Source organism: Zoogloea oleivorans (genome assembly GCF_008107625.1).
In the GTDB taxonomy this organism is placed as follows: Bacteria; Pseudomonadota; Gammaproteobacteria; order Burkholderiales; family Rhodocyclaceae; genus Zoogloea; species Zoogloea oleivorans.
On record NZ_SDKK01000006.1, the window covers coordinates 1 to 14945 of the forward strand.

The window sequence follows — 14945 nt, forward strand, 5'->3', positions numbered from 1 at the left end:
CGGCACCGCCGGCAACGCCAGCGTGCGCTGCGCCCGGGGCTTCCTGATCACCCCGACCGGCCGCGACTACGACGACTGCAGCGCCGCCGACATGGCCCTGGTTGCCATGGACGGCAGTTGGCAGGGGCCCTTCGCCCCGTCCAGCGAGTGGCGCTTCCACCGGGACATCTTCGCCGCTCACCCGGAAGCCGGCGCCGTCCTCCATGCCCACTCCTCCTTCGCCACCGCCCTCGCCTGTCACCGACGCACCATCCCCGCCTTTCATTACATGATTGCCCGCTTCGGCGGTGACGACATCCGCTGCGCGCCCTACGCCACCTTCGGCACCCAGGCCCTCTCCGAAGGCGCCCTGACCGCCCTCGAAGGACGCAACGCCTGCCTGCTGGCCAATCACGGCATGCTGGTTTTCGGCCGCGACCTGCGCCATACCCTGGCCCTCGCCATCGAATTCGAAACCCTCTGCGAGCAATACTGGCGTGCCTGCCAGCTCGGCGAACCAGCCATCCTGTCCGCCGCCGAAATGCACGAAGTCATCGAAAAATTCCGCACCTACGGCCGCCCCCAGGCCGCCCTGCCGGAAGAAGCCCCCCCACACCACGACCAGCCCGGCCCTGCCTGAATCCCATCCGATGCCCAACTCCACAACAGGCGGCAGGCGACCGCCACGCCTCGCCCGCAGTCTGTTGTGGCGCATGTCCGCCACCTTCATCGCCTGTCTGCTGCTCTTCGGCACCGCCTTTCACTTTCTGATCGTCGCACCGGCCACCCAGATCCTCGCCCGCGTCCAGCTCGACCTGGCCACCCGGCACATCCAGTCGGAGGCCGAGCGCACCTTCCGGCGCATGGAGACCCAGTTGCGGACAGCCCGCTCCTGGGGCCAGGCCGAGCGCCTCAAATTCGACGACACAGCCGGCTTCAACGCCCTGCTGGTGCCGCTCCTCGCCGGTGATGCGCAGATTTCCGCGATCCATCTGGCCGACACCGACGGCCGGGAAGTCATGCTGATGCGGGACACGGACGGCTGGCGCAACCGGGTCACCCAGCCGGGCACGCAGGACAAGGGCAACCACTGGCTGCACTGGAGCACCGCCGGCACACTGCTCGATGACAACTGGAAGAACGGACACTACGATCCGCGCAGCCGTCCGTGGTTCGAGGCGGCCCTGAAAACCGCCAGTGACGATGCCCTCGCATGGACAGCCCCCTATCGCCTGCTCACCACCGGCGATGGCGGCATTACCGTGTCCACCCGGTGGACCGGCCCCAACGGCAAGACGCGCATCCTGGCCTTCGATGTGCTTCTCACCGACCTGTCGCGCCTTACCGTCGATACCCCGGTCGGAGAACGGGGCGGCAGCACGGTGCTGACCGACACCGGCGAAGTGGTGGGCGTACCGCGCTACCCCCGCTTCGCCAACCTCTCCGACCGCCGCGACGCCGTTCTGCAGCCAGCCACCGCCCTCAATGTGGACTTCCTGACCCACGGCTACGCACGCTGGCTCGATTCCGGCCGGCATGGCGAAAACACGCTGAAGTATGAAAACGAGAACGAAACCTGGCTCGCCCAGTTCGTTCCCCTGCAACTGGGCGAGCAGCAATGGTGGGTCGGCGGCTTCGCCCGCGAGGCCGACTTCATCCCCGCCCGCCTGCGTGACGTGGCCCCGGCGCTGGCCCTGCTCATCGTGCTGAGCGCCGCGGCTGCCGCGCACCTCGCCCATCGCGTCTCCCGCCGCATCGAAACCGCCCTCGCCAGCATTGTCGAACGGAGCGAACGCATCGGACGCCTCGACCTCTCGCCCAACGAGGCATTGAACGCCCCCTGGCAGGAAATCGCCGAGCTGGCCGAATCCCAGGAGCGCATGCGCATTCATCTGCGTGACGCCACCGAAGGCCTCGCCCAAAGCCGGGCCGAACTGGAAAAGCGGGTCATCGACAGAACTCACCAACTGGCCGACACGAGCAAGGCCGTGGCCGACCAACTGCTGTTCATCCAGGTCCTGCTCGACGCACTGCCGAACCCGGTTTTCTACAAGGGGCCGGATGCCCGCTTCCTCGGCTGCAACCGGGCCTACGAAGAAGCCTTCGGCACCACCCGCGGCTTTCTCATCGGCAAGACCGTCCTCGACCTGCCCTACCTGCCCTCCTCCGAACGCATCGCCTTCCATGACGAGGACCAGCACATCATTGCCAGCGCCGGCAGCCTGCATCGGGAAGAACGCATCCCCTTCGCCGACGGCAAGCAGCATGACACCCTCTACTGGGTCACCGGCTTTCGCCTGGCCAGTGGCGAACCGGGCGGCCTGCTTGGGGTACTGGTGGACATCTCGGCCCAGAAGGAAGCCGAACGCATCGTCCGCGCCGCCGAAGAACGCAGCCGCCAGATGCTCGAATCGAGCCCGATCGCCGTGGTCATCAACCGGCCGGATGGCGCGCCGCTGTTTGCCAACAGCCGCGCCCTGATGCTGACGGGCACCGACATGGCCACCTTCATGCAGCAACCGGTCACCCGATGGTTCCGCGACCCGACCGCCGCCGAAAACGCCATCGCCACGCTGCGCGACGGGCGCCCGGTGCGGGATGTCGAGATCGAGTTCCAGAACATCGACGGCAAGTCTTGCTGGACCCTGATGACCACCGAGCAGATCGAAGTGCGGGGCACCCCGGCGCTGATCAGCTGGTGTTACGACATCACCGCCCGCAAGCACGCCGAGCAGGAACTGCGCAAGCTGTCGCTGGCGGTCGAGCAAAGCCCGTCAATGCTCGTCATCACCACCCCGGGAGGGGCCATCCAGTACGCCAACCCACGCTTCCGCCAGGTCACCGGCTTCAGCGCCGACGAACTGACCGGCACCCTGCCTGATCTGGTCGACGCAGCCGGCCTGCCCTTCGAGTTCCACGCCGAGCAATGGCATGAACTCAAGACCCAAGGCCTGTGGCGACGCGAATGCCAGCTCCGCCGACACAGCGGCGAGCCCCTGTGGGTCGGCATCTCGGTCAGCGGCCTGGCCGAAGACAGCGGCGAGATCACCCACTGCATCTGGGTGCTCGAAGACCTTTCCCTGTATCGCCAGGCGGTCGACACCCTGCGCGAAGCCAAGCGCCTCGCCGAAGAGGCCGCCGAGTCCAAGGCCCGCTTCCTGGCCAACATGAGCCACGAAATCCGCACCCCGATGAACGCCATCATCGGCCTCGCCAACCTGTCCCTCGGCACTGAACTGCCGCCGCGCCAGCACGACTACCTCACCAAGATCCACAACGCCGGCACCTCCCTGCTCGGCGTGGTCAACGACATCCTCGACTTCTCGAAAATCGAAGCCGGCAAGCTGAACCTCGAACAGACCAGCTTCGCCCTCGACGGGGTGCTCGACAACGTATTCACCTTCGTCGCCCAGAAAGCCCAGGAAAAAGGCCTCGAACTCATCCTGCAGGTCGCCCCCAACGTGCCGCAAGATCTCCTCGGCGATCCGCTACGCCTGGGCCAGATCCTCACCAACCTGCTCGGCAACGCCGTCAAGTTCACCGACCGGGGCGAAGTTCAGCTGCGGGTCGATACCGTCGCCCACGACAGCCGTCACGTCCAGCTCCGTTTCGAGGTGTGCGACACCGGAATCGGCATGAATGCCGAGCAACTCGGACGCCTCTTCGAAGCCTTCGCCCAGGCCGACGACTCCATGACCCGCCGCTTCGGCGGCACCGGGCTCGGGCTGTCCATCTCCCGCCATCTGGTTGAACTGATGGGTGGTCACATCGAGGTGAGCAGCCTGCCCGGCGAAGGCAGCCACTTCAGCTTCAGCATCCGCTTTGAACTGGCCGAGCAGCGTACCCCCAAGGCCCTGCCCGGCATGCTCGAAGGCCTGCGGGTGCTGGTCGTGGATGACCACCCGGTCGCCCGCATGGTGCTCCTCGAACTGCTGCGCAACTTCCCGTTCCGCTCCGAAGCCGTCGAGTCGGCTGCCGAAGCCGTGGCAGCCGTGCGCCGTGCCGACAGCGGCGATCGCTTCGGCCTCGTCCTGATGGATCTGCGCATGCCTGGCCAGAACGGCATCGAGGCAACCCGCCGGATCAAGCAGGACCGCAGCCTCGCCTCGCCGCCAACGGTCATCCTGCTCACGGCCTTCGGTGACGACAACACCGCCACCGAAGCCGCCGACGCCGGCGCCGACGCCTATCTGCACAAGCCCGCCACCGCCTCCACCCTGCTCGACACCATTGTCGGCGCCTTCGGTGTCGGCGCCGGGCCGCAGATCCTGCCGGACCACCACGCCGCCAACGCTGCCCACCAGCTGGCTGGCCTGCGCATCCTGGTAGTGGAAGACAACGACATCAACCAGCAGATCGCCCGCGGCCTGCTCGAAAAACTGGGCGCCTGCGTCAGCGTGGTGGACAACGGCCGGATCGCTGTCGAAACCGTCCTCGACGCCGGGCCGGACGCCTTCGATCTGGTCCTGATGGACCTCCAGATGCCCGAAATGGATGGTCTCGAAGCCACCCGGCGAATCCGCCTGGATGCTCGCATGGCCAGCCTGCCCATCGTCGCCATGACGGCCCACGCCATGGCCGACCAGCGCCAGCGCTGCGTCGACGCCGGCATGAACGATCATGTGGCCAAACCGATTGTTCTTGAACGCCTGCTGGATACCATCAGGCGCCAGACACGGGCCACGGCCGGCAAGCCATACGCCCCGCAGTTGCCGGTGCCGTCACCCGCCACCACGGGCCTGCCCGAGCTGCCCGGCCTCAATGTCGTCGCCGCCCTGCGACGGGTCGGCAACGAGCCTGCCACCTATCTGTCCTTCCTGCGCCATTTCGTCAGCACCCAGACCGACTGCCCGCAGCGCATCGACGCCGCCCTGGCAGCCGGGCACCTGGCCGAAGCCGAACGCCTCGCCCACACCCTGCGGGGCACTGCCGCCAACCTGGGCGCCGGCGCCCTCCAGGAAGCCGCCGCCCAACTGGAAATGGCCCTGCGCAAGGGTACCAACCCGAACGCGGCACAGCAGAATCTGGCCGCCGAACTCGAAGCCCTCCGGCAGATGCTCGAAAACGCACTGCCATCGCCCGGTCAGGCAGACCACAACGCGCCCCGGCTCGGCGAGGCCGAACTCGAGCGGGCCATCAACACCCTGATACAGCTGATCGAGAGCGCCGACGGCGATGCGCCGGCCCGTTTCCGACAGATCCGTCCCGATCTGATCACCCGGATCGGACGGGAAAAAACCACCGAAATCGCCGATGCACTGCAACACTACGATTACGATCAGGCACTTGCATGCCTGCGCCCGGCGGCGCAGAAGGCCTGAACGGAAGACCATGCCCGGAGACAAACCGTGACTCAGCCAGCCGACAACCACCGCCCCCTCATCCTCGTCGTCGATGACGCACCGGACTCCATCGAGCCCATCGTCCTGTGCCTGCACCGGGCGGGCTTTCGCACCCGCATCGCCACCAACGGCGAGCGGGCCCTCGCGCTGGCCGCCAGCAAACCCCTGCCCGACCTGATCCTCCTCGACATCACCATGCCGGACAAGGACGGCTACCAGGTCTGCCGCATGCTGATGAATGATCCCGTCACCGCCAGCATCCCGGTGATCTTCCTGACCATCCGCAACGAGGAAGTGGACGAGCAACTCGGTTTCGATGCCGGCGCGGTGGACTACATCACCAAGCCGATCAGCCCGCCGCTGGTTCTCACCCGCATCCGCAACCACCTGACCCTCAAGGCCGCCAGCGACTTCCTGCGCGACCGCAACAGCTACCTCGAACAGGAAGTCGTGCGCCGCACCCGCGAGCTCGGCCTGATCCAGGACGCCACCATCGTCGCCATGGCCTCATTGGCCGAAACCCGCGACAACGAAACCGGCAACCACATCCGCCGCACCCAGATGTACCTGCGCGCGCTCGCCCGCCATCTGCAGGGCCACCCGCGCTTCTATGCCGAACTCACCGACGAGAACATCGACCTGATGTACAAGTCGGCGCCGCTCCACGACATCGGCAAGGTCGGCATCCCCGACCGCATCCTGCTCAAGCCCGGCAAGCTCACCGCCGCCGAGTACGAGATCATGAAGACCCACACCACCCTCGGTCGCGACGCCATCAGCAAGGCCGAAGCCCTCTTCGGCATCGCCGCCAGCTTCCTGCGCTTCGCCAAGGAAATCGCCTACTCGCACCAGGAAAAATGGGATGGAAGCGGCTACCCCCTCGGCCTCGCTGGCGAACGCATTCCCCTGTCAGCCCGCCTGATGGCCGTTGCCGATGTGTACGACGCCCTCATCAGCACACGCGTCTACAAGGCCGCCTACACCCACGAAGAAGCCGTGGCCATCCTGAGAAAAGGACACGGCAGCCACTTCGATCCGGACATCCTCGACGCCTTCATCGAGCTGCAGGATGACTTTCGCGCCATTGCCCGGCGCTTTGCCGACTCGGAAATCGAGGGATCGCTGGATCACTGACAGCCGTCGGGCTCAAGAAAGGCATCGGAAAACCGTTAAGCGGAGGCTAGAGAGGATCCCGTCACGAGAGATCCCGATTGCCTCACAGGAGATCCGATGACAAGCAGCCCGACACCCTTCCAGGTTGTCGACGTGGTTCGCCGCTGCGGGCTGGCTGTGCTCGTCTTCACCGTCGTCTTCATACTGACGCTGGACAGCTACAACAGCACCGTAAATCAGGAACGGGAAGCCACCCGCAACCGTTTCCAGTTGATCGCCCAGGAACAGATTGCGCAACTGCGCGACCGGGTCAGTGTGCTCGTTGACCAATCCGGCCAGTTGCAACGCCACATCGCCCTCGCCAACCATGCCGACGAAGGACGCCTGGCGCATTTTGTCGCACCAATCCTGGCCCGGTACCCGGAAATCCTCCGCCTCGGCCTGATTCGCTTCGACAAGGGCAAAGCCGTGCTCGCCGCCACCGTCGGCGAGGCATCACAAGCAGGCAGCACCCCCTTCGTTGATGCCGACGCCCTCCTGGAAGCCGCCACACACAGCACCGGCAGTCTCGCCAGCCGACCGTATGCGCAGCCGCCCGGCAAAGGCGGCAAGCACAATGCCGTGCTGATTCTCAGCCCCGTCGAACGGCCCGGTACGCCCTCGGGCGACGCCCGCGAACTGGTCTTCCTGGAAGTCGCCATCGACACCCTTCTTCAGCAGGCCCTCGAACCGGGCATCGCACGGGACGCAAACCGGCGCGTCGAAATCGAACTCCTCGATACCGGCGACGACGCCCGGGTGCTCTTTCGCAGCCCGGACTTCCGCATCGGCGAACTGTCCTACGCCGAATCCATTGAAGTCGCCGACCGACGCTGGCTGATCATCGCCGCACCGCAAGGACTCATGTTCGGCCTGATGCCCAGCAAGGAGGCCGGCGCCACGCTGTTCGCCGGCCTGTCCCTCGGCATCCTCGCCGCCTTCATCCTCTACGTACTGCAAACCCGTGCCGACGCCATCCGCCGGCAGGTCTGCGACAAGACCCTCGCCCTCGCCGAAGCCAACGACGCCCTCGGGCAATACATCACCGCCCTCGGCGAAACCAACCGGCTCCTCGAGAGCGAAGTGGAAAAACACGCCCGCGCCGAAACCCTGCTGCGGGAAACCACCTCCCTGCAGCGGGCCATTCTCGACTGCGCCGAATACGCCATTGTCTACACCGACTCGGCCGGCATCATCCGGGTCATGAATCCCGCCGCAGAACGTCTGTTCGGCCACCGGGCAGAAGAACTCATCGGCCAGGAAACACCGCTGGTTTTTCACATCGCCGAAGACATCGCCCGCTGGACCCTCGCCCACAACGCCAACGGTTTTGCCGCCCTCATTGCCGAAAGCGGCACCGTCAGCCAGGAATCCCGCGAGATCAACATGCGCCGCCGGGACGGCAGCACCTTCCCCGCCAACATCGCCATCTCCGTGGTCCATGACAGCCACAAACAGGTTCGCGGCTACCTGGGCATCGTTGCCGACATCACCCAGCGCCACGCCGCCGAAAGCCGGATCCGCCACCTCGCCCACTACGACAACCTCACTTCGCTGCCCAACCGCACCCTGCTCAACGAACATCTGGCCGAGGCCATCGGCGATGCCCACGAGCGTCACCGCAGCGTCGCCGTGCTGTTTGCCGACCTGGACCGCTTCAAATACGTGAATGACACCCTCGGCCACCAGGCTGGCGACCAGTTGCTGCTGTGCGTCGCCCAGCGCCTCAGGGCCTGCGTGCGCGATGGCGACCTGGTGGCGCGCACCGGCGGCGATGAATTCGTGATCGTGCTCGGCAACCTGGAAGAAGGCTCCATGCCGGAAGACGTGGCCGAACGTATCATCGCCAGCCTGGCCCGCCCCTTCGAGTTGTGCGGCCAGCAATTCACCGTCACGCCAAGCATCGGCATCACCCTCTACCCAACCGACGGTCTCGACGGCGAAGCCCTTATCAAGAACGCCGACGCCGCCATGTACCTGGCCAAGGAGCGCGGGCGCAACAACTTCCAGTTCTTCGACCATGGCCTGTCGGCCCGCTACAGCGAGCGCCTGGAACTCGAAAACCGCCTGCGCCACGCGTTGGACGAAAACCAGCTCGAACTCTTCTACCAGCCCCAGGTAGACACCCTGTCGGGCGAACTGATCGGCCTCGAAGCCCTGATCCGCTGGCGCCAGCCCGACGGCAGCATGATCCCGCCAGACAAGTTCATCCCGATTGCCGAGGAATGCGGCCTCATCGTGCCGATTGGCGCCTGGGTACTCCACGAAGCCTGCCGGCAGAACCAGGCCTGGCTGAAGGAAGGAATCTGCCGCGTACCGGTGGGCGTCAACCTGTCAGCCCGCCAGTTCGACGACACCGAGCTGCTCGCCACCATCAAGTCGGCCCTGACCAGCGCCCAGCTACCGCCGGCCTACCTCGACCTGGAACTCACCGAAAGCCTGGTGATGCGCAATCCCGAACACACCCGCAGCCTGCTCATGGAATGCAAGAAGCTCGGCCTGCAGTTGTCGGTGGATGACTTCGGCACGGGTTATTCCAGCCTTGCCAACCTCAAGCGCTTCCCCATCGACCGCCTGAAGATCGACCGTTCCTTCATCAGCGACATCGTGACCGAAGCGGACGATGCTGCCATTGCCCAGACCATCGTCGCCATGGCCCACACCCTGCGCCTCGAAGTCATCGCCGAAGGCGTCGAAACCGAAGCCCAACTCGCGCTGCTGCGCCGCTGGCGCTGCGACGCCTACCAGGGCTACCTGTGCAGCCGCCCCATCAGCGCCGCCGACATGACCGTCATGCTGCGCAGCCTGCGCGCCACCCGGATGGTGTCGCTGGCGCCGCTCTAGAACTGCTCCGAAGCCGGCTTCTCGCCGCCATCGGCCGGATCGCCAAGACCCCGCGGCAGGCCCACCTCGCCGCTCTGGTCAAAATTGATACCGCCGAAATTACCGGTCACCAGACGACCCTTGATGCGGTACTCCACCTTGTCACGGCCTTTGCGCAGTTCCTTGAGCTGGCGCAGGAAGCTGGCCAGACCGGTGGTGGCGGTCACCTCCACGGTAGCGTCGCCCAGGCGCGGGATCACCACGGCCTGGTTGCTGACCCCTTTGGCAAAGGGCTGGCCATTCAAGTCGACGGTAAAGCTCAAGCCCTCGATGGCTATTTCGGTGGTGTTGGGGTTGGTGACCCGCAGGGTCAGCACAAAGCGCTGCGCCAGCAGGTTGCCGTCGAGCAGCCGGATGTTGACCACCGCCACATCCGGCTTCTGCATACCGAGTTGCCAACCCGCACAGCCGCCGAGCACGCTCAGCCCCACGGAGGCGGCGGCCAGGGCAACGAAGCGGCGACGCGAAATCCTGATCACGGGCACTTCCCTTCAAACGGTTCGAGCACCTTCAACAGGCTGGCCGTGTCGTCCCGCCCACCGCCCAGCGCCATCAGGGCGTTGAGCTGCTGCCAAGTCTGGGCCGCCACCGGCAAGGGCGCGCCAAGCTGGCGGGCCTCTGCCATCAGGATCGCGAAATCCTTGTGATGCAGACGCGACTGGATGCCCGCCGCAAAATCGCGCCGGGCCATGCGCCCGCCCATCACGTCGAGCACCTTCGAGGCCGCCGAACCGCCCATCAGGGCCTCGCGCACCTTCGCCGGATCGACCCCGTGGGCACCGGCCAGGCGCATCGCCTCGGCACAGGCCTGAATCGCATTGACCATGATCATCTGGTTGCAGGCCTTGGCCACTTGGCCGGCGCCGGCCGGGCCGATGTGCACCACCGTCTTGCCCAGGCACGCCAACAGCGGCCGAACCCGCTCCAGCGTTTCTGCCGCACCGCCGGCCATGATTGCCAGCGTCGCCTCGCGGGCGCCCAGCTCGCCGCCCGACACCGGCGCATCCAGCCAGCCGATGCCCTTTTCGGCATAGCGCGCCGCCACCTGGCGGGCCGTGCCTGGCGCGATGGTGCTCATGTCCACGTGAATACCACCGGGCGCAAAGCCCTCGATCAAGCCGCCGGGCCCGAGGGCCAGTTGCGCCACGTCGGCGCTCGCCGTGATGACCGAGATCACCACTTCGCAACGTGCCGCCAGCTCGGCCGGCGTGACGCACAGTGTGGCACCGGCCGCGACAACAGGCGCGGCTGATTCCGGCCGCCGCGCCCACACTGCCAGTTCATGACCCGCCGCCAGCAAATGCCCGGCCATCGGCAGCCCCATCACCCCCAGCCCGACAAATCCGACCCGCACGCTCAGTCTCCCGACAAGTTTTCCAGCAGCTTGAGGGCGGCGATGGAATCATCCTCGCCCATCCCGCTACCGACCATTGCGTTGAAGAGCTGCGCCGTCGCCGCGCTGCTCGGCAGCATCAGGCCGAGGCGGTGCGCCTCCTGCATGACGATGTTCATGTCCTTCTGGTGCATCCAGGCCTTGAAGCCCGGCTTGAAATTGCGGTCGAGCATGCGCTGACCGTGGTTCTCAAGGATGCGGCTGTAGGCAAAGCCGCCGAGCAGCGCCTCGCGCACCTTGCCGGCATCCACGCCGCTCTTGCGGGCGAAGTTGAAGGCTTCGGCCACCGCCATCACCCCCACGCCGGTCAGAATCTGGTTACAGGCCTTGGCCACCTGGCCGGCACCGGACGCCCCGATCAGCGTTGCCGCCTTGCCCATGCAGGCAAACAGCGGCCTGGCAATCTCGAAGGCTGCCTCGTCACCGCCGACCATGATGGTCAGGCCGGCGTTGATCGCCCCGACTTCGCCGCCCGACACCGGTGCATCGAGCATCGTCACGCCGCGCTCGGCCATGCGGGCCGCAATCGACTGCACCGCCGCCGGGGCGATGGTGCTCATGTCCACGTAGATCAGGCCGGCCTTCGCGCCCTCGGCAACGCCACCAGCACCCAGTGCCACCTGCTCCACGTCGGCCGCGTCGGCGACCATCGAGAACACCACGTCACAGGCCGCCGCCACCGCCGCGGCATTGGCGCCACCTTGTGCACCGGCTTCCAGCAGCGGCGCCATCGACTCCGCCCGCCGCGCCCACACCGTCACTTCGTGGCCGCCCTTGAGGAGGTTGAGCGCCATCGGGCGCCCCATGATGCCCAGACCGATGAAACCGATTTTCATGTGATGCCCCTGTAACTTGTCGAAAGGAAGGCAGCCTAGCGGGGGGCGGCAGCCGACGCAATCGGGGGAAACGGGCGCTTACGAATCCCGGCCCTCGTAAACCACCCGATAAATCGCTCCGGTCTGGTCGTCGCTGATCAGCAGAGAACCGTCCGGCAGCACCAGCACATCTGCCGGGCGGCCCCAGACACTTTCCTTGCCCGCCGCATCCACCTGCAGCCAGCCTTCGACAAAGGCCTCCTGGCGCACCGCCTTGCCGGCCTTGTCCACCTCCACACGCACGACCCGGTAACCCGACTTGCGACTACGGTTCCACGAACCGTGTTCAGCGACGAACAGGCTCTTGCGGTACGCCGCCGGAAAGGCCCGCCCCGTGTAGAAACGCATTCCCAGCGCCGCCACGTGGGCGCCCAACTTTACCGCAGGCGGGGTAAAGCGGGCGCATTCACGCCCCTTGCCGAACTCCGGATCGGGTACATCGCCCTGGTGGCAATACGGGTAGCCGAAATGTTCGCCGGGCTTAGACACCCGGTTGAGTTCGTCGGATGGCACATCGTCGCCGAGCATGTCGCGTCCGTTGTCGGTGAACCACAAGCTGCCGTCCGCCGGGTTCCAGTCGAAGCCCACCGTGTTGCGCACGCCCCGCGCCACCACCTCGACGCCACTGCCATCCGGCCGCATGCGCTGGATGCTGGCATAGCGCGCATCAGGCGAATCGCAAACATTGCACGGCGCTCCCACCGGCACGTAGAGCCAGCCATCCGGGCCAAAGGCGATGAACTTCCAGCCGTGATGGGTTTCCGCCGGAAAACCGGCCGTCACCACCCGCGGCACTGGCGGCTTGTCGAGGCGGCCGGCGATGCCGTCGAGGGCCAGGATGCGCGACACCGCCGAGACGTACAGGCTGCCGTCCCGATACGCCACGCCTACCGGCAGCGTCAGACCGCTGGCCAGCGTATGCACGCGCCGCGCCCGGCCCTTGTCGATCTCCACCCCATAGACCTTGCCTTCCGCCCTGCTGCCGACGTACACCACCCCGCGACCATCGGCAAAATCCCCCAGCGCCATGGCCCGGGCATTGGGCACCTGATCGGTCAGCACCTCAATGCGAAAGCCGGCTGGCAGGCGCAGGCGCTCCACCGGCAGTTCCGCCAGCGCCGGGCTGGCAATGCCGTACGCCATCATGAAACCCACCAGCTGGTAGCAGCATTTGCGTAGAGGATTCATAACCCGCTCCGTGTGATGTCAGAAGTGAAGCATGCACCGGCCCGTCGATACACACCACCGTCCAGAACGTTCATTTGTGGCCGCCGCACGCCTGCCTCGCCTGCAACCCCGTGCCATCCGCTACACTCGCCCCATCTCCAACCCTGTCATGTCCCCCATGTCCTACGCTCCCTTCATCAAGGAAATCGGCCGCGGGCCGAAAGGCGCCAAGCCCCTCACCGTTGCTCAGGCCGAATCCCTTTTCGGCGACATGATGGACGGCCGCGTACCTGACCTGGAACTGGGCGCCATCATCCTGTCGATGCGCATCAAGGCCGAATCCCTGGACGAGCTCATCGGCTTTCAGCGCGCCCTCGATACCCGCACCGCCCACGTTCAGGTCCCGGCCGGCCCGCGCCTGGTTGTGCTGCCGACCTATAACGGAGCCCGTCGCCAGGCCAACCTGATGCCGCTGCTGGCCCTGCTGCTGGCCCGCGAGGGCATCCCGGTACTGATCCAGGGGCGCCACGACTTCGAAAGCCGGGTCAGCCCCTTCGAGCTGCTGGCCGCCCTCGGCATCACCCCGGCCAGCAGCATCGACGAAGCCGAAGCCCAACTGGTCGACAAGCACCTCGCCTGCCTGCCGCTGAGTGCCCTGGCCCCCGGTCTTGAGCCACTCCTCGCCCTGCGCCCGCGCCTGGGCGTGCGCAACAGCAGCCACACCCTCGCCAAGCTCCTCGAACCGGCCCCCGGCCACAGCGTGCGGGTTGTCTCGGTGACCCACCCTGAATACCTCGAACGCATGCATGCCCACCTGGTTGCCCAGGGCAGCGTCGCCCTGCTGCTGCGCGGCACCGAAGGGGAAGCCTTTGCCAACCCCCGCCGCCGGCCCCAGCTGGAAACCTTTGCCAAGGGCGAAGCACGCGTCGCCTTCCCTGCCGAAGAAGGCGGCGCGCCGCCCATCGAAGGCCTGCCCGACAACCCCGAAGTCAGTGCCAACGCCGAACTGATCCGCGCCATGCTGGCCGGCACCGTCGCCATTCCGCAGCCCCTCCTCGACCAGGTTTCAGCCCTCCGCGAACTGAGCCGCGTCCCCCGCGACTGAAGCCCGCCCGCGGCCCCAAAACAGGCGGCCGCGGCACCTTTCCGTCAATCCCGGAGCAACTCCGGGATTTGACAGGTAGCCGTTGACCTTTCACGACCCCGTGCTTAAATCCATAGGAATAGTCCGAGCACTTTCGACGGACAACATCGCTACGGCCACACCGAAAGGTAAAACCCGGGCGGCATTCAAATGGGAGAGGGATCATGAACAAAAAAGCGCTGTGCATCGGCATCAACGACTATCCCGGAACACAAAATGATCTGTCCGGCTGCGTCAATGACGCCAACGACTGGGCTGCCACCCTTGCTGCCCGTGGTTTCACCGTCAGCAAGCTGATCGACGCCCAGGCCACCAAGGCAGCCATGGTCGCCGCGATGAGCGGCCTGATCAGCGGCGCCACCAAGGGCGACACGGTCATCATCACCTATTCCGGCCACGGCACCTGGGTGCCCGACAAGAACGGCGACGAGCCCGACGGCCGGGATGAAGGTCTGTGCCCCTGGGACATCGGCTCCGGCAAGGTGCTCCTCGACGACGAAATCGCCCCCATCTTCACCAACCATGTGACCGGCGTGCGGGTGATCCTCATCTCCGACAGTTGCCATTCCGGCAGCGTCACCCGCGGCGACGACAGCGACCTCGACCCGGGCATGCCCCGCGCCCGCTTCCTGCCGCCCAGCGCATGGATGAAAGTCGACGACATCCCCGCCCCCCGCGCCTCCCGGCTCCCGCTGCTCGGCGGGCTGTCCCGCAGTGGCGGCGACCTGCTGATGGCCGGCTGTACCGACACCCAGTTCAGCTGGGACACCAGCTTCAAGGGCCGCCCCAACGGCGCCTTCACCTACTACGCCCTCAAGGCCCTCGCCGCACTGCCGGCCACCGCCAGCTACAACGACTGGTTCAAGGCGATCTCGCCAACCTACCTGCCCACCACCAGGCTGCCGCAGAACCCGCAGATCTTCGGTAGCCGCACCGCACGCGCCTGGAAAGTCCTCTCCTGACCGGTACGCCGGTCCGCGGCAGCCCATCGGCAGCGGACCGGCCCTGAG

Annotated in this window: 10 protein-coding genes; 6 read left to right on the plus strand and 4 right to left on the minus strand. The window is 66.3% G+C overall.

Annotated features, from left to right (window positions below; genetic code table 11):
• The 4 genes from ETQ85_RS07260 to ETQ85_RS07275 form a co-directional block, all read left to right on the plus strand.
• The coding region (locus ETQ85_RS07260; protein ID WP_148578387.1) for a class II aldolase/adducin family protein at nucleotides 1-619 on the plus strand (619 nt) is incomplete at its 5' end.
• A gap of 10 nt (nucleotides 620-629) precedes the next feature.
• The gene (locus ETQ85_RS07265; RefSeq protein WP_148578388.1) at nucleotides 630-5300 is read left to right on the plus strand and encodes a response regulator; all 4671 of its coding nucleotides are present in this window, start codon (nucleotides 630-632) and stop codon (nucleotides 5298-5300) included.
• 27 nt (nucleotides 5301-5327) lie between these two features.
• Nucleotides 5328-6455: an HD-GYP domain-containing protein gene (locus ETQ85_RS07270; protein WP_148578389.1), complete on the plus strand. Its 1128-nt coding sequence runs from the start codon at nucleotides 5328-5330 to the stop codon at nucleotides 6453-6455.
• A 96-nt stretch (nucleotides 6456-6551) separates the two neighbouring features.
• The gene (locus ETQ85_RS07275; protein WP_148578390.1) at nucleotides 6552-9317 is read left to right on the plus strand and encodes a putative bifunctional diguanylate cyclase/phosphodiesterase; all 2766 of its coding nucleotides are present in this window, start codon (nucleotides 6552-6554) and stop codon (nucleotides 9315-9317) included.
• On the opposite strand, the gene ETQ85_RS07280 is transcribed toward ETQ85_RS07275, so the two are convergent.
• The 4 genes from ETQ85_RS07280 to ETQ85_RS07295 all read right to left on the minus strand — a co-directional run bounded on the left by ETQ85_RS07280 (nucleotide 9314) and on the right by ETQ85_RS07295 (nucleotide 12812).
• Nucleotides 9314-9835 carry an LEA/WHy family protein gene (locus tag ETQ85_RS07280; protein WP_148578391.1) on the minus strand — a complete coding sequence of 174 codons (522 nt, stop codon included), beginning with the start codon at nucleotides 9833-9835 and terminating at the stop codon, nucleotides 9314-9316. The two genes, ETQ85_RS07275 and ETQ85_RS07280, sit on opposite strands and share 4 nt — an antisense overlap.
• Entirely contained in the window at nucleotides 9832-10710 is an 879-nt protein-coding gene (locus ETQ85_RS07285; protein WP_148578392.1) for an NAD(P)-dependent oxidoreductase, read from the minus strand. Before ETQ85_RS07285 ends, ETQ85_RS07280 begins: the two co-directional genes overlap by 4 nt.
• Nucleotides 10711-10712: 2 nt before the next feature.
• Entirely contained in the window at nucleotides 10713-11585 is an 873-nt protein-coding gene (locus ETQ85_RS07290; RefSeq protein ID WP_148578393.1) for an NAD(P)-dependent oxidoreductase, read from the minus strand.
• A 78-nt stretch (nucleotides 11586-11663) separates the two neighbouring features.
• The gene (locus ETQ85_RS07295; RefSeq protein ID WP_222862097.1) at nucleotides 11664-12812 is read right to left on the minus strand and encodes a PQQ-dependent sugar dehydrogenase; all 1149 of its coding nucleotides are present in this window, start codon (nucleotides 12810-12812) and stop codon (nucleotides 11664-11666) included.
• Between the two features lie 157 nt (nucleotides 12813-12969).
• Here ETQ85_RS07295 and ybiB point away from each other — a divergent pair, with 157 nt between their 5' ends.
• A complete protein-coding gene (gene ybiB, locus ETQ85_RS07300) occupies nucleotides 12970-13896 on the plus strand; it encodes a DNA-binding protein YbiB (protein ID WP_148578591.1) in 927 nt (308 codons plus the stop codon).
• 203 nt (nucleotides 13897-14099) lie between these two features.
• Entirely contained in the window at nucleotides 14100-14897 is a 798-nt protein-coding gene (locus ETQ85_RS07305) for a caspase family protein (protein ID WP_148578394.1), read from the plus strand.
• Nucleotides 14898-14945: the final 48 nt, after the last annotated feature.